Here is a 16,428-nt window from a genome sequence, read left to right on the forward strand (position 1 = left end):
ATCGAATTACATGATTGCATATTTTTCCGTCCGGCGTCCTCCCAAGCAGGTACCGCGAAACACCGGGAAATGATTTCCGACTGCGAGCAGGGAGGAAAGGCGTGAACCCCGTCTTCTTTCCGGCGATTCGGTAGAGCCATAGATACCGCCTCGGATGCACCCACATTCGGAACGGGGCGTATCCGCCGATAACTCTGCTCTCTCAACTACCGCCGGGGCGGCTATTCCGCGTCCGCTCGGACAGGCGCTTCGGATTATCTATAACTAATTATCTAACGGAGTGCTTCGGCCAGTCGGGTGAACGGCACCTGGGTCTGTTCGCCGGAGGTCATATCCTTGATCGTCGCCACCCGTTCTTCCAGTTCCCGGCTGCCGACGATTACCACGCAGGGGATTCCCCGGCGATTGGCATACTCCATCTGTTTTTTCATCTTTCCGTTTTCGGGACATATCTCCGCCGGAATACCTGCGGCACGCACCTCCTGCAACAGTTTCAGCGAGGCATGCTCTTCCGCTTCGCCCAGATTGGCGAACATCACCCGGGCCGCACAGCCCAGATCGGCCGGGAAGAGTCCGAGGCCGGTCATCACGTCGTAGATGCGGTCCGCACCGAACGAAATGCCGACACCCGACATGTTCGGCATTCCGAAGATGCCCGTCAGGTCGTCGTAGCGTCCGCCGCCGCAGATCGACCCGATGGCGAAATCGAGCGCCTTGACTTCGAAAATCGCTCCCGTATAATAATTGAGCCCCCGGGCCAGCGAGAAGTCGAGCTCGATCGGCAGCTCCACCCCCAGCCGGTTCACGTACCCGAAGATCGTTTCCATCTCGGAAATGCCTTCCAGTCCGACAGCCGAGGCGCCAATGACATCTCGCAACACAGCCAGTTTCCGTTCATTATCGCCTGTCAATTCGAGTATCGGTTGCAGCTTTTCGATCGCATCGGAGCCGATGCCGCGTTCCGTCAATTCAGCCTTGACAGCCTCCAATCCGATCTTTTCCAGCTTGTCGATGGCGACCGTAATGTCGATCATCTTGTCCGCATGTCCGATGGTTTCAGCAATGCCGTACAGAATCTTGCGGTTGTTTACCTTCAGCGATACGTTAATTCCGAGCGTCCGGAAAACCCGTTCCACGATCTGTATGAGTTCCACTTCGCACAGCAGCGATCGGGTGCCGATGACATCCACGTCGCACTGGTAAAACTCCCGGTAGCGGCCTTTCTGCGGACGGTCGGCCCGCCAGACCGGTTGTATCTGGTAGCGTTTGAACGGGAAGGCGATTTCGCTCTGGTGCTGCACCACATAACGGGCAAAAGGCACCGTCAGGTCGTAACGCAATCCCTTTTCGCAAATTCGGGAGGCCGTGCGCAACTCTTCGTCATTCAGTCCGGCGGCGTAATCCCCCGAATTGAGGATTTTGAAAAGCAGTTTGTCGCCTTCGTCGCCGTATTTGCCCAGCAGGGTGGAGAGGTTCTCCATCGCAGGCGTTTCGAGCGGGCCGAAGCCGAAGGTGCGGAAAACGTCCCGGATTTTGTCGAAAATATATTGGCGGCGCATCATCTCCAGCGGGGAGAAGTCGCGTGTGCCCTTGGGTATGGAGGGTTTTTGTGCCATTTTATTCCACCAGTTTTCTGTATTTTACACGATGGGGCTGCGTATCGCCGCCCTGCGCTTTCTTCCACTCCTCGTATTCGCTGTACGAACCTTCGTAGAAGACCACTTTCGAATCGCCTTCGAAGGAGAGGATGTGCGTGGCGATACGATCGAGGAACCAGCGGTCGTGGGAGATCACGACGGCGCAGCCGGCGAAATTCTCCAGACCCTCCTCCAGCGCACGCAACGTATTGACGTCGATGTCGTTGGTCGGCTCGTCCAGAAGCAGCACATTACCTTCCTCCTTGAGTGCGAGGGCCAGGTGCAGGCGGTTGCGCTCGCCGCCCGACAGCATGCCGCACTTCTTCTCCTGATCGGCGCCCGTGAAATTGAACCGGGCCACGTAAGCGCGGGCATTGACCTGGCGGTTGCCCAGCATAATCAGGTCGGTACCCTGCGAAATCACCTCGTAAACGGTTTTTTCCGGGTCGATGGACTTGTGCTGCTGATCCACGTAGGCCAGTTTGACCGTCTGACCGACAGTGAAAGTTCCCGAAGTAGGCTGTTCGAGTCCCATGATCATCCGGAAGAGGGTAGTCTTGCCCGTACCGTTGGGGCCGATCACACCGACGATACCGGCAGGCGGCAGCGAGAAGTTCAGTCCCTCGTACAGCACCCGGTCGCCGAAGGCTTTCGATACGTCGTGCGCCTCGATCACCACATCGCCCAGACGCGGGCCGTTCGGGATGAATATTTCGAGCTTTTCCTCCTTCTGTTTGGTATCTTCGTTCATCAGCTTGTCATAGGCCGACAGACGGGCTTTCGACTTGGCGTGACGTCCGGAGGGGGACATACGCACCCACTCCAACTCGCGTTCGAGGGTCTTGCGACGCTTCGATTCCTGCTTCTCCTCCATAGCCATACGGGTCGTCTTCTGCTCCAGCCAGCCCGAATAGTTACCTTTCCAGGGAATACCTTCGCCGCGGTCGAGTTCCAGAATCCAGCCGGCCACGTTATCCAGGAAATAGCGGTCGTGCGTCACGGCGATCACCGTGCCCTTATATTGTTGCAGGTGTTGCTCCAGCCAGTCGATCGACTCGGCGTCGAGGTGGTTGGTCGGCTCGTCCAGCAGCAAGACGTCCGGCTGCTGCAAAAGCAGGCGGCACAAGGCCACGCGGCGGCGTTCGCCGCCCGAGAGTACCTTGACGCTCTGATCCGGGTCGGGACAGCGCAGGGCATCCATCGCACGCTCCAGTACGCTGTCCAGCTCCCAGCCGTTCACGTGGTCGATCTGTTCGTACAGTTCGCCCTGACGCTCGATAAGTCGGGCCATCTCTTCGTCGTCCATCGGCTCGCAGAGTTTCTGGTTGATCTCCTCGTACTCCTTCAGCAGGGCTACGGTCGAGGCGCAGCCCTCTTCGACCACTTCGCGCACGGTCTTGGCATCGTCGAGTTTGGGTTCCTGTTCCAGGTAACCGACCGTATAACCGGGCGAGAAGACCACTTCACCCTGGAAATTCTTGTCGATACCCGCGATGATCTTCATCAGAGTCGATTTACCCGAGCCGTTCAGACCGATGATACCGATCTTGGCGCCGTAGAAGAACGAGAGGTAGATGTTGTTGAGAACTTTTTTCTGGTTGGTGAAGGTCTTGCTTACGCCGACCATCGAAAAGATGATTTTTTCGTCTGCCATATTTTTCTTTTTGAATTATTTGCGGAGTTACACCGGAATAACGCAGGTCGCGCTACAAGCCAACCTGTTTCGACTTGTCCGAAACGCGATCTGTCCGGGTCCGAATCTATTTGGGAACAAAGATAACGCAAACCGGGCGGAGCGCCAAATTTATTTGTTCTCCGCAGAAATACGGCTTTTCCGCAAAGGCACGCGAACAAATCGCAGTGCGACCGTTGCCCTCTTGTTGAAAAACTACAACGGAATGCCTGTGGCATAACTGGTGCTTTCGCCCGGATCGAAGTTTACGGGAAAAGAGATCAGATACCGGCAGGGATGCCCCATTTCGAGAAGCGGCGTCCATTGTCCCGATGTGTCGAGAATCAGTTTCTGCACGTGTTCCGTCAGTGCAGGATGAGGTGATTCCGATGCGCCGACCAAAGTGATTGTGCCGTCAGGCTCTATATAGAACTCGACACGTACGGTGCCGTACACACCCGCTTCGTACAACTTCGTATCATATACGAGATTTCGGTTCAAATATTCGCGGAAAGCCATCAATCCGTCCTTTTTACCCCGGAATGTCGGCTTGACGAAAGCTCCCGGCAGGAAATTCATATTGATCAGCATTTTTCGCACATACGGGATTTTTCGGCCGTCCTTGTATGCCGGGGTGAAAGGGTTCAATTCCGATAATGCCGTATTCAACAGCTCCCGGCTGCGCTGGGTCGGATTGAATCGCACTCCGCCCAGCGAATCGGGATATTGTACATCGACGCAGCGTCCCAGCGTGTCTATCGTAAACTTCATAAGCAATTCATGCGAGAGTTCTTCGATTCGGTAGCCGTCCCGCTTCATGACTTTCGTCACCTTCTTCTCGAATTGTTTGCGAAAAACATCCGGGTCGTCCGACCCTGCATATCGCGGCGGAATAATCTGCGCTGCTGCCGGCAAACTTATCAGGCAAAGAATGAGAGAAATTATTTTTCTCATAATGTAAATGTTTTATCTTAACCTGAAATCGACCGGAAGCACAAACTTCTGTCGGACGGGAGCGCCAAAATAGAGCGCGGGTATCCATTTGCCGGAAGTCGATAAAATAATTTTCTTAACACGATAACTCATTTTCGGATGCGGCGATTCCAATACTTTATCGATTTCGACGGAACCGTCCGTATTGACAATAAAGACGATGATTACCCGGCCGGAAACACCCCATGGCCGAAGCTCTTCGGGATATTCAACTCTTTTTGCAATATATTTTTCAAACACAGTCAAATCATTCGGCTCGCTCTTTTTAAAACAAGCCGGGGTAGTTACTTCAGGGATATAGGCAAAATTGTATTCCATCGTCTGTCGGTAAGGAACTTTTTCGCCCCTTTCCGTCGCGGGCTGAAAAGAATCGATTCCGGCCAACGCCGTGCGAAGCAACTCCAATGTCCGTTCTTTCACGATAATCGTTTGGCGGCGACAGGTGTCGGGAATTTCCAGATCGATGCAGCGTCCCAGCGTATCGATGGTAAAATTCATCCAGAAGTAGTGAATAAGGTCATCAGGAGTATAGCCGTCGCTATAGTAAACCTCAGTCACACGTTCCATAAGCGCTTGCCGGAACAGCTGAACATCGTCCGAACCTTGAAATAGGGGAGGAGTGGTTTGGGCCTCCGCAATCGTGCACGAAAAACAGGATAAAAACAAGAGCAGGATCTTTTTCATGGGAATTGGGTATAATATTTGATTAAAAATACGACATAATTCGTCGCGGTCCAAATATTCCTGCGGCAAAATGCAACGGATATAAAAAATTCCAATGCGAACATAAGAAATAAATAACGGTTATCGATGGCTTTTCCCGTTCGTTTATCGTATATTTGTAGAGAGAAATCAACCACACAAACAAATAAATTATTTTCAGTATGAGCAAAAGTGTTAAAGGTACCAGGACGGAGCAGAACCTGCTCAAAGCATTTGCCGGCGAGAGCCAGGCACGGACTCGTTATACGTTTTTCGCAAGCGTAGCCAAGAAAGAGGGTTACGAGCAGATCGCAGGTGTTTTTGCGGAAACTGCGGATCAGGAAAAAGAGCATGCGAAGCGTTTCTTCAAATTCCTCGAAGGCGGGGATCTGGAGATTACGGCCAGTTATCCGGCCGGCCGGATCGGCACCACGGCTGAAAACCTGCTGGCGGCAGCCAAAGGGGAGAACGAGGAGTGGGACGTGCTCTATCCCGACTTCGCCAAAGTAGCCGAAGAGGAGGGCTTCCCCGAAATCGCCAATGCATTCAAGCAGATTTCCAAAGTCGAGGCGGAGCATGAGCGCCGTTATCTGAAGCTGTTGAGCCGCATTACGGACGGCAACTTCTTCAAGCGCGACGGCAAGATCTGGTGGCAGTGCCGCAATTGCGGATTTATCTGCGAAGCGGAGGAAGCGCCGAAAATCTGCCCGGCATGCCAGCACCCGCAGGCATACTTCGAACCCAAGAAAGACAACTATTAACGGAGTTCTTTTATCGAACGAGCCCGGATCCGTTCAGCGGATCCGGGCTTTTTATACAATCCAGGGCTTTTTTCGGTTGGACAGGTCGTACCGGAGATATGCGGATGAAAAGCGATAATAAGGCATTATCCACCGAAACGGGAACGGAAAATCCAAAATGGAAACGGTTACAACCCCAACAGGAGGCGGGTATCCGTCATGAATCGCTCGTACCGCAGCCGTGAATCGGCCGGCATGGAGAGGGTGTCGCCGACCTCCGAAGGGGTGATCCGGTAGCCGGGTGTCAGGACCCACACCGGCGTCAGTTCGAGCGAGTAGCGCAGCGAACCGTCGGGAGAACGGGTTACCTCGACGGTCGCCACGATTCCGCCGTCGCAATAACGCTTCCGCTGGTTGGACACGAAATTACCGAGCGAATAGAGTACGATCCCGTTACTGTCCTGTTCGTAAGGCTGTACGACATGCGGGTGGCTGCCGACAATCAGATCGACCCCGTGTCTTCGCAGAAACCCGGCCAACTGCCGCTGCACCTTGTTCGGTCGACGTTCGTATTCGTTGCCCCAGTGCATGCAGGCGATCACGCAATCCACGCCGTCGTGCTCGACCGCCGCCAGGTCCGCGGCGATCCGCACCGTGTCGATGGGATTGACCGACAATCCGGAAGGGACCGGAAGACCGTTCGTACCGTAGGTGTAGTTCAGCAGGGCGAAACGTATGCCGCCCGCTTCGAAACGGAGCGGATGCCTCGCCCGGAAATCCGAGCTGTCCAGAAAAACGCCCGTATGTTCGATGCCGTGCCGGTCGAGTTCCCGGATCGTCGTACGGATGCCTTTCGATCCGCCGTCGCAGCAGTGGTTGTTGGCCAGTACGGTAATGTCCACGCCCAGGGAGTCGAGTGCCTCGGCCAAAGCCGCAGGGGAGCGGAAGCAGGGGTAACCCGTATAGGGTCCGGATTCGGAAAGGGTGGTTTCGAGATTGACGATCGCTGCATCGGCCGCACGGAAGCGCTCCCGCACCCAGTCGAAAGAGGCATTGAAATCGAAATCGCCTTCCGGCGTACGCGCTGCGGTGAGCTGGGGCGTATGCTGCATCAGGTCCCCGGCGAAGACCAGCCGGGCACGCCGTACCTCCGGGAGGGATGGCTTGGAAGGTATGTCGATTTCGGCTGTCCGGCTCCGATGCGACAGCGTGTGGGAGCAACAGACGTAAAGGGCGCCGGCTGCAGACAATCCGATGATTGTCAGAACGATGATTTTCGAAAATTTCTCCATTTCCCGTCAAAAATACGATACGGGGCAGAATTATCCAAAAAACTCCGTAGATTTGCGTCGGCGTTGATGGGCGCATTCCGAAAATAGATTGTTATGAATAATTTGCGAGGTGTGCTGTATGCCGTCGTTTCGTCGGCTACGTTCGGGTTGATCCCGCTGTTTTCGATTCCGCTGCTGCAAGGAGGTATGTCCTCCCCGGCGATCCTGTTCTACCGCTTCGGACTGGCCGCCGCGATGATGGGGCTGATCGCCCTTGCGACCCGGCGGCCGCTTCGTATTACGTGGCCGCAAACCGGCACGCTGTTGCTTCTGGGTGCGATGTATTCCGTGACGGCCCTCGGGCTGTTGCGTTCTTACACCTACATTCCCAGCAGTGTGGCCACGACGATCAACTTTCTATACCCGCTGGGCGTGGCGATCGTGATGACGCTGTTTTTCCGCGAAAAAAATTCCGTCTGGCTGCTGGTTGCGATCCTCATCTCACTGGTGGGTGTGGCGCTGCTTTCGTGGGGCGATATCGGCGGTCCGCAGAGCGACCGTGCCATCGTCGGCGTCGGGTTCGCGGGAGCGACCGTGCTGACCTACACGATCTATATCGTCGGTGTGAAAAAAAGCCGTATTTCCCGGCTCGATCCGATGATCCAGGCTTTTTATGTCCTGCTTTTCAGCGCCTGCTTCTTCCTCGTGTACGCTCTGTCCACGACCGGTGCTCCGCTGCCCGGCAAGTGGCATCTCTGGCAAAACCTCCTGTTGCTGGCCCTGGTGCCGACCGTTGTATCCAACCTGACGCTCGTTCTGGCAATCAAGGAGATCGGTTCTACGATGACATCGATCCTCGGTTCGATGGAGCCGCTGACGGCAGTACTCGTCGGGGTGCTGCATTTCGGGGAGAAGTTCGGCCTCGACAGTGCCTCGGGCCTGATACTGATTATCACGGCGGTCATCATCGTCATTCTTCAGGCCAAGAAAAAAGAACATCCGCAAACCCTCCCGCACGAAAGCATCCATTAGCTTCGGCAGTAACGGCTGCGGAGGAAACCTTCCGACAAGGAGCGACGGACTACCGCTCCTTTTTTTCAGGCCGCTTGGGAAACCACCCTTTTTCGACCCGCTTGCGCTGTTCGAACAATTCGCCGATACTCCAGAACGAAGAGGCGCCCCAGACTGCCAACAAGGTGGACCAGACGATGTTTTCGACCAGTACGGAACCGATGACCGCCGCGATTCCCATCAGGAGGAAAATCCACCAGATCCGCACTCCGAAATAGTATTCGCCTTTAGTCACCAGCGGATGAAAAATACCGATGATGAGAAACGTGGCGACACCGATCATGATGCCGGCCAGATGATATTCCATCAAAAATTCCATAGTTCAACTCTTCTTTGTTTTTCCGAACAAAATACGTGCCCCGTCGGAAAGACAGACACGGAACACGCTGCAGGAAATGTCCCGTCGATGAGCAGTTCGTTCGCTGCAAAGATACGATTAAGCCGAGGGCAAAAACAAATTTATTTGTACTTTGCCGAGGCGGAGTATCTAAGACGAAGTCAAAGATTGGGATTAAGCTTCGGCAAAAGCAAATTTTATTTGCATTTTGCCGAAGCGGGACGGAGTCAAAGATACGGAAAGCCGAGAGAAAACGGGAATTTGTTCACAGTTTTCCGGGGCGCATCCTATCTTCTACAAAGATAGATGCGGGATTGCACGTAAAGATTTCCGGGCCAAAATCCTATCCGTCGCCCTCAAAATATAATCCCCGGCAAAACAAAATTGGTTTGTTCGACCGGGGTGTTATATCGAGATGCGCTGCCTAACGCCGGTATTTGAGCCGCAGGCTGTTGGCTACCACGCTGACGCTACTCAACGCCATGGCTGCCCCGGCGATCATCGGGTTCAGCAAAAAGCCGCTGACAGGGTAGAGCGCCCCGGCAGCGACCGGTATGCCTACGAGGTTGTAGATAAAGGCCCAGAAGAGGTTCTGGCGGATCGTTCGAACCGTCTGCTTGGAAAGCTGAATCGCCTCCGGAATCTTCCGGAGGTCGGACGAGATGATGGTCATCTGCGCCACGTCCATCGCAATGTCGCTGCCCCCGCCCATAGCGATACTCAAGTCGGCCTGAGCCAGCGCTGCACTGTCGTTGATACCATCGCCCGCCATCGCCACCTTATGACCGAGGGTTTGCAGACGCTTGACGAACGCGGCCTTGTCCTGCGGAAGTATTTCGGCCTCGAAATGCCGGATACCTGCCTTTTCCGCGATATGACCGGCCACAGCTCGGCTGTCGCCCGTCAGCATATAAACGTCGATCCCGGCGGCTTGCAGTTCGCGCACGGCCTCTACGGAGCTATCCTTGATGCGGTCGGCGATCGCCGCGACAGCCAGGGCTTGCTCCGAATCGGCGAACCAGACGATGCTCTTGGCTTCTGCCGACAACCGCTGCGCTTCGATATTCAACTCTTTGCCGACGACGATTCCCTGCTCGTCGAGCAGCCGGCGGCTGCCGGCGAAGTAACGCACGCCATCGACCGTACCTTCTATGCCTTTTCCGGTAAGGCTTCCGAATCGTTCGACGTTCAGCGTCGGCACACCTGCAAAATAGTGCACGACGGCATCGGCAAGCGGATGTTCCGAGAGTTTTTCCAGGCTGAAAAAGACGGCTTTCGCCCGGTCGTCCCCGTTCGCCCAGACAATGTCGGTAACGACGGGTTTCCCTTCGGTCAGTGTACCCGTTTTGTCCATTACTACCGTGTCGATTTTTCCGGCCGTCTCCAGACTTACGGCGTCCCTGATCAGAATTCCTTTCTCGGCCCCTTTGCCGATGCCGACCATGACGGCCGTCGGAGTAGCCAGTCCCAATGCACACGGACAGGCGATAACCAGTACGGTCACAGCTGCCAGGATTCCGTGCGTCAGGCCTCCCGACGGATCGAAAACCAACCACAGGACGAAAGAGAGCAGGGCGATGCCGATGATCGCGGGGACGAATATGCCGGCGATTTTGTCCGCCAGCTTTTGCACGGGAGCCTTGCTGCCCTGCGCCTCCTGGACCATGCGGATAATCTGAGCCAGCATCGTCGCGGCTCCGACCTTCTCCGCCCGAAAGTGGAAGCTGCCCTTCTGGTTGATCGTTCCGGCGAAAACTTTCGTTCCGGGCTCCTTATGCACGGGAAGCGGTTCGCCGCTCAACATGCTTTCATCGACATAGGAGTCGCCTTCGCAAACCGCACCGTCCACGGCGATCTTCTCCCCGGGTCGAACGGCCAGGAGATCGCCGACCCGGATGCGGCTGATCGGAATCTCCGTCTGCGTACCGTCCGCAGCGACGACGATCGCATTTTTTGGTTGCAGACCGATCAGCTTTTTCAGCGAAGCGGTGGTATCGCCTTTAGCCTTCTCTTCGAGCGTGCGCCCCAGCAGGATGAAGGCGATGATCACCGCCGCAGCTTCGAAATAGACGTGAGGTTCCACTCCCCGCGAGAGCCAGAACTCCGGAAAAACGAGGTTGAACAGACTGAACAGGTAGGCGATGCCCGTACTCAATGCGACCAGCGTATCCATCGTGGCCGAACGGTGGCGCAACTGCTGCCAGGCATTCACGAAAAATCCGCGTCCCAGCCAGAAGACGACCGGAGCGGACAACAGCGCCATAATCGCACCGCCGTAGGGCATATCCATAAAGAACATACCGATCACGACCACCGGAATCGCCAGCACGACAGCCCAGAAAGCCCGCCGTTTCAGGTCCCGGTACCGCTCCCGGTTCATCCGCTCCAACTCGTCGGGCGTGTCATCATCCGAATCGGCGAGCATGTCGTAACCGCCCTCCTGCACGGCTTGCCGGAGTCTTTCCGGCGAGGTCTGCATCGTGTCGTATTCGACCGCTGCGGTCGAAGCCGCCAGATTGACGGAAGCCGCGACGACGCCCGTCTGGGCATTGAGAATTTTTTCCACACGTGCAGCACATCCGGCGCAGTGCAGCCCCGCAAGGGGAAAAGTCCGTTTTACATATTTACCTTTCGACATACTTTTTGATTTTTTACAGACAGGGACGAGCACGGAATATCCGCACGCCCTTCGTGTCCTTTCGATACAAAGATCGGGACAAAAAGGGCGGAAGGCGTTATATAATTCCGGATACTATTTACAAGATTTCGGAACGACCGGCGGATTACACCTTGTCCAGCGGTTTGCGACGGTTCTCGCCGATCTTCCGGAAATGGCTGGGCGTAAGTCCCGTCACCTTCTTGAACTGGGCGCTCAAGTGGGCCGTACTCGAATAGTTCAGCTTGTCGGCAATCTCGCCGAGCGACAGCTCGCCGTAAGCCAGCAACTCCTTCACCCGTTCGATTTTCTGTGCGATGAAGTATTGTTCGATCGTCGTGTTTTCGATCTCCGAAAACAACGAACTCACTGCCCCGTAATCCTGATGCAACCGGTCCGCGATATAATCCGAGAGGTTGGTCCGCAAAGCGGCGTCCTTCTCCCGCACCAGCTCGATGACCGTATTCTTCACCCGCTCGACGGTCTGCTTGCGGCGGTCGTCGATCAACTCGAACCCGACGGCGCGGAGCGCTTCGTCCAACTCCTTTCTTCGCTCGGCAGTCAGTTCTGCGGGCAGCACGGCTTCGCCGAGAACGACCGACGAGGCCTCGATCCCCGCCTGCCGCAAAATATCGCGCACGACCAGAATACAGCGGGGACAAACCATGTTCTTAATGAAGAGTTTCATCGGCAACGGAAAGAATTTGTCGATGACAAAGATACGATTAAGCCGAGTGCAAAAGCAAATTTATTTGCATTTTGCCGAGGCGAAGTATCTAAGACGAAGTCAAAGATTGAGGAAAAGCCGAGGCATATCGGCAGGTTACGGTAGAGTAGGTCGATATTCGGTGAATCGAAATATACAATCAAAAAATAAATAACATTTGACAGGCTTGCATAACTGTCAATTTTTATTTAATTTAGTCATAAAAAGATGGTTTTATACTATGTATGACGCCTTTATTTGATACTATAACGCTTTCTATGATAAAACGCCTTACCTTCAGCTTACTCCTGACCTGTTTGTATGTTCCCTGTTTTTCCCAGGAACGCTTCGTTGTCCGGGGCCGTATTCTCGATGCGGAATCCGCTCCGGTTCCTTATTGTTCGGTCAGCATTCTCGAATCGCGCGACTCCACGGTCCTCGGAGGCGCCGTTTCCGACACGGAAGGCCGTTACAGCCTGCATTTCGAGCAGGCGGGCCGCTATCTGCTCTGCTACGACCATCTGGCCTACGAATCCTGCTACCGAACGGTAGAGGTTCCGGAGGCGCAAACCCTGCCCGATGTGATTCTACGTCCGGCCAGCCGACATATCGACGAGGTGGTCGTGGTGGCCCGAAATACCGAATACAGGGCAGGCCGCTACGAAGTCAATATGTTGGGTAATCCGATCGTCCGCAACCGGTCCGTGATGCAGGTGCTGGATCTGCTGCCGGGCCTCCGAGTCTCCGGAAACACCTTGTTCATCAAAGGGACTCCGGTGTCGGTCGTCTATATCGACGACCGGTTGGTGACGGATCTCGGGGAGCTTTCCGCCCTTCGTGCCGAAGACGTGAAAAGCGTGGAGGTCCAGAACAAGACGGGAGCGGCCTATTCCGCCACGACTTCTGGCGGTATCGTCCGTATCCGGCTCAAGAAACTCGCCGCAGGCAGTTTTTACGGCAACGTATCTTCCTCCGCGTCCGTTTCCCGCGACGGATATTCTACGGGACTCGCCCTGCCGTTCTCGGCCCAGTGCGGACGATTGGGAATATATATATGTGTCGGGTTCCTATGGGGAGAACGAAACGCTCGACCGCACCTATTCCGAATTTCGCAATTCGGGATACTCGCTCGATTCGGAGGACCGGGGGCGGATCACCTCCCGGAATATCCGCGAACTTCTGAGCCTGGTTTACAAGATAAACGACCGCCATTCGATCGGTCTCGGGGGACAGATTTTCATGGGAGCGAGCGACCCGTCCAATACGGTGCACACGACCTCTGCGGGATTGGCCTGGGGCGATGTGCCGCCGCAGATGCCCGAAGCCGGATATACGCTCTACCGCTACGGGGGCACGCTCTACAACCGGCAGTATCAGGGGTCGCTGAATTATATCTTCCGTTTCGACACGTTGGGTTCCCGGCTCTCTTTCAAGGCCGACTACCTGCACCAGAACGTCGATCGGAATTACGACTACGACACGCGCGATTTTTCCCGGCCGGAGGATGCGGAACCCTTCTCCACGGAGTTGCGGCGCGAGCGCTACAAGCTGCTGGGACATCTGTTCGCGTCCCGGCTCGACCTGAACAAGAATTTTTCGGAAGAGCGCAGCTTCAGCGCGGGGTTGAGCTATGATTTGCGGTATGCGGACAACAACGCTCCCGTGCATCGCTTCGAGGAGGAAGAGTGGATCCCGGACCCGAAGATGAGTACCTGGTTTATCGACCGCACTCAAAGCACGGGTGCCTACACCCAATGGGCCGACGCCTACGGCAAGTTCTCCTATCAGGCGGGCCTGCGACTGCAATGGGACCGCATCGCTTACCGGAATGCCGAAAATACGGGCTACGAACATCGTGACTACTGGCGACTGTTCCCGGAACTCAGCCTGGCCTACACGTTCAACCCGGAAAAGGGCACCAATATCAATCTCGACCTCTATCGGTCCAGCGGCCGGCTGCCCGACAACAACGCCCTGAGTCCCCGCCGGGTCTGGCAGTCGCAATACAGTTATACCGTAGGCAACGAAAATCTCGAACCCGGCTGGGGGTACGACATCGACCTGAGCTATACGCTGCGCAACAAACTGACGATCTCTTACGGAGGTACGTGGTCGCGCGGCAGTGAAACGATGACTTTCTATGACCCCGACGATCCGAACATCGTCTATACGACGAAGGTGAACGGGGAACACGGCTCGGCGCATAATATCTGGATCGATTATACGACATTGGTAACCAAATGGTTCCGAGTGAAATCTTTCATTCACGGATATTGGTATCGGAGAGAGGTGGATGGCGACTGGCAGGCTTCGTACAGTGCCGGAGGTGGGATGTTCAGCCTTTCCCTTATGTTCCAGCCGCATCCCTCGATGATTATCTATCTGGACGGAGGCGTCGAGCTGCCCCAAAAAAGATTGGAAACCTGGCAAAATTCCTATTGGGCTTTAGCTGCCGGAATAACCAAATCATTCTGTAAAGACAAACTGTATATATCCCTCGACGTGAACAATATCCTTTCGACCAAACTGAAAAAGGAAACGGTACGCTGGGACAACTCCTACTATTCCGTCCTGCGGCAACCTCGGGGACACAGAAGTCTGCGGCTGGTCTTTTCGATCGGCTACCGGTTCAACCGAAATGCCAAAAAGAGCGTATCGACCGTGCAAACGTTACGAGATCCGGAAGAAATTCTGAAATAGGCCGCTCAAGACCCGTATTCGAATCCAGTGCGCAAGACGTGCTTTCCGAGAACCGTATTTTGTGAAACTTTTCCGCTCGATATATGAATAGTGGAATTGGCATCGCTTTTCTCCCCGGCAATCCGAAGCATTTCGGCGCTTTCACATCTGCCGCAAAAACCAAAAAAATTACGGACGGCTGCATCCGGCAGCCGCCCGTAAAAAATTCCGCCCTCCGAAATCAGAAGTTGTAGCGCACCATCAGATTGACCCGATTGGCATGGCCCTTCATTCCGTCCATATTTTCGCGGGTGCCGTACAGGTATTCGGCCGCAAGCTGACAGCAGGGGGCCAAATCCCAGAAAATATTGCCGAAGACATACTGACCGCGACGGTATTCGTCATCGGCATAGGCCCCGTTCCTGCGGCAAACCTCCGCCATGGAATAACCGCCCGAAATGGCGAGTTTGTTCGGAACGAGGTCGATTTGCGCAGCCGCCTGCCAACCGTACATCGGCATAGTCTGAATACTCCTCGGATTGTGAGGATTGGGTGTAAAATCCAGTCCGATGCCCGATAAATCTTGGATGTAGGGAGTGATGCCCTCGCCGTACACACCGTTGAAGAAGAGTTGCAGGGGACCCGCTACTTTGATATTTCCGCTGGCCTGGACGCCCCAGCCGAAGAGCGAAGTATTGTTACCCGTCGATTCGTTGTGCAGATACATATCGCGGAAAACGGCCGATGCCCGGAAATGGCTCTCCTTGTTCCGGCCCCAATTCACCTGCATATAAACCGGGAAATCAGGTACGCGCTGCGGAATCGAAGCGAACGAATCGCCGTAGGTGCCGCTTACGTTCGGTAGCTCGGCGGCAACGCCGAATTTCAGAATATCGCGGTAGATCGAATGCTCGTAACGGATCATCGTCGAGAAAAAGTAGTTATAGGCATTGGGACCCTGGAAGTCGATCGTATTGGGAGCGGCGTTCAGGTCGCAGAACGTCGTTACGTCGCGTCCGAACGTGAACCCTTTGAACGATACGTAAGCCGACCGGATACGGGGCGTATAACTGTTGGTTCCTCCGCCGCGGAAGTCCGTACTGAAATAGAGGGTGACACGGCCCAGTTTTTTCGAATTGGCGATGGCCTTCAGAAATATGCGGGAGGTAGTTCCGTCCAGGCCGAATTTCTGACGGGTGGCATAGGTGCCGGGAACGGCGATCGTGGCCGGAATGAAATCCTGTGCTCCGGAGATTCCGTCGAAGTCATACGACGCACGCAGAGTCACCTGGCCGCCGAGCGAGAAGGAGAATTTGTTCTGCTTGGTGGCGAAGATGAAGTGAGGCAGTTCATCCTGCTGGAAACCGGGATGATGGGTTTCGATATAATCCCGAATGGCATTGTCGATTGCCAGTTGGTTCAATACGGCCGCTTCGAGCAAGGCCTCTTCGTCTGCAGGCGGTTGAGGTGCATTGACGGAAACCAAATAAACCGTCGGAGAGTATTCGCCGGTCTTTACGCTGTCCTTACGGATCTGGTAGGTCTGGGCCGAAACCGAGGCCGCAGAAACCGCCAGCAACATTGCGATTAAAAGTCGAAAAATTTTCATAAGCAATAAAATTAAATTATTCCGATAATGGCGGATGCCATCTATATATGTATATTACGATTTTGGAAGTCAGACAATTGGTATTTGCCCGAAACGTGGCAAGTTATATGCCAAAATACCCGGCAAGAACAGGTGCAGCAGGTCGGAAAGCGGGATCCTCCAGCCTGCGAGCCGGACCGGTCACGGCATCTGCCAGACGTTCGAACCTATTCCCGAAGTCTTCGGACGGATGTCGGTCTCCTTTCCCTAAATAAAATTCCCTCAAAAAGTGTAAAAAATGAACAGAAGGCGTTGGCAAATCCTGCAAATCGGATAAACTAACGGCGAAATAGTTATTTCCGAAACGGTCGCTATC

12 protein-coding genes and 1 pseudogene are annotated in these 16,428 nt (G+C 54.8%); 4 read left to right on the forward strand and 9 right to left on the reverse strand.

The window, feature by feature from the left end; all coding sequences use genetic code 11:
• Positions 1-272 precede the first annotated feature (272 nt).
• The 4 genes from hisS to ALIPUT_RS12020 form a co-directional block, all read right to left on the reverse strand.
• Positions 273-1,616 (reverse strand): histidine--tRNA ligase, encoded by a 1,344-nt coding sequence (gene hisS, locus ALIPUT_RS02300; protein ID WP_004328028.1) that lies wholly within the window; start codon positions 1,614-1,616, stop codon positions 273-275.
• Position 1,617: 1 nt separating this feature from the next.
• Positions 1,618-3,291, reverse strand: a complete 1,674-nt coding sequence (gene ettA, locus ALIPUT_RS02305) for an energy-dependent translational throttle protein EttA (RefSeq protein WP_004328029.1) — start codon at positions 3,289-3,291, stop codon at positions 1,618-1,620.
• Between the two features lie 234 nt (positions 3,292-3,525).
• Positions 3,526-4,263: an energy transducer TonB gene (locus ALIPUT_RS02310; protein WP_004328030.1), complete on the reverse strand. Its 738-nt coding sequence runs from the start codon at positions 4,261-4,263 to the stop codon at positions 3,526-3,528.
• Positions 4,264-4,275: 12 nt separating this feature from the next.
• Positions 4,276-4,986 carry an energy transducer TonB gene (locus ALIPUT_RS12020; protein ID WP_004328031.1) on the reverse strand — a complete coding sequence of 237 codons (711 nt, stop codon included), beginning with the start codon at positions 4,984-4,986 and terminating at the stop codon, positions 4,276-4,278.
• Between the two features lie 200 nt (positions 4,987-5,186).
• On the opposite strand from ALIPUT_RS12020, the gene rbr reads away from it, so the two are divergent.
• Entirely contained in the window at positions 5,187-5,765 is a 579-nt protein-coding gene (gene rbr, locus ALIPUT_RS02325; RefSeq protein WP_004328033.1) for a rubrerythrin, read from the forward strand.
• Between the two features lie 167 nt (positions 5,766-5,932).
• Here rbr and ALIPUT_RS02330 read toward each other — a convergent pair whose 3' ends face one another.
• Positions 5,933-7,036, reverse strand: coding sequence for a CapA family protein (locus ALIPUT_RS02330; RefSeq protein WP_004328034.1), 1,104 nt, complete (start codon positions 7,034-7,036; stop codon positions 5,933-5,935).
• 93 nt (positions 7,037-7,129) lie between these two features.
• On the opposite strand from ALIPUT_RS02330, the gene ALIPUT_RS02335 reads away from it, so the two are divergent.
• A complete protein-coding gene (locus ALIPUT_RS02335; RefSeq protein WP_004328035.1) occupies positions 7,130-8,047 on the forward strand; it encodes a DMT family transporter in 918 nt (305 codons plus the stop codon).
• Positions 8,048-8,096: 49 nt separating this feature from the next.
• Here the strand turns inward: ALIPUT_RS02335 and ALIPUT_RS02340 are convergent, their stop codons facing one another.
• From ALIPUT_RS02340 to ALIPUT_RS02350, 3 genes are all read right to left on the reverse strand, one after another.
• Positions 8,097-8,405, reverse strand: coding sequence for a DUF4491 family protein (locus tag ALIPUT_RS02340; RefSeq protein WP_004328036.1), 309 nt, complete (start codon positions 8,403-8,405; stop codon positions 8,097-8,099).
• 442 nt (positions 8,406-8,847) lie between these two features.
• Positions 8,848-11,061, reverse strand: coding sequence for a heavy metal translocating P-type ATPase (locus ALIPUT_RS02345; RefSeq protein WP_004328038.1), 2,214 nt, complete (start codon positions 11,059-11,061; stop codon positions 8,848-8,850).
• Positions 11,062-11,206: 145 nt separating this feature from the next.
• Positions 11,207-11,767, reverse strand: a complete 561-nt coding sequence (locus ALIPUT_RS02350; protein WP_004328039.1) for a helix-turn-helix domain-containing protein — start codon at positions 11,765-11,767, stop codon at positions 11,207-11,209.
• A 296-nt stretch (positions 11,768-12,063) separates the two neighbouring features.
• Here ALIPUT_RS02350 and ALIPUT_RS13360 point away from each other — a divergent pair.
• Together ALIPUT_RS13360 and ALIPUT_RS02360 are read left to right on the forward strand one after the other, a co-directional pair.
• Positions 12,064-12,351, forward strand: a pseudogene (locus tag ALIPUT_RS13360) (carboxypeptidase-like regulatory domain-containing protein); the annotation flags it as partial.
• A 490-nt stretch (positions 12,352-12,841) separates the two neighbouring features.
• Positions 12,842-14,485 carry an outer membrane beta-barrel family protein gene (locus ALIPUT_RS02360; protein WP_004328042.1) on the forward strand — a complete coding sequence of 548 codons (1,644 nt, stop codon included), beginning with the start codon at positions 12,842-12,844 and terminating at the stop codon, positions 14,483-14,485.
• 220 nt (positions 14,486-14,705) lie between these two features.
• Here ALIPUT_RS02360 and ALIPUT_RS02365 read toward each other — a convergent pair whose 3' ends face one another.
• Positions 14,706-16,073, reverse strand: coding sequence for a DcaP family trimeric outer membrane transporter (locus ALIPUT_RS02365; RefSeq protein ID WP_004328044.1), 1,368 nt, complete (start codon positions 16,071-16,073; stop codon positions 14,706-14,708).
• Positions 16,074-16,428: the final 355 nt, after the last annotated feature.

Source organism: Alistipes putredinis DSM 17216 (assembly GCF_000154465.1).
GTDB lineage: Bacteria > Bacteroidota > Bacteroidia > Bacteroidales > Rikenellaceae > Alistipes > Alistipes putredinis.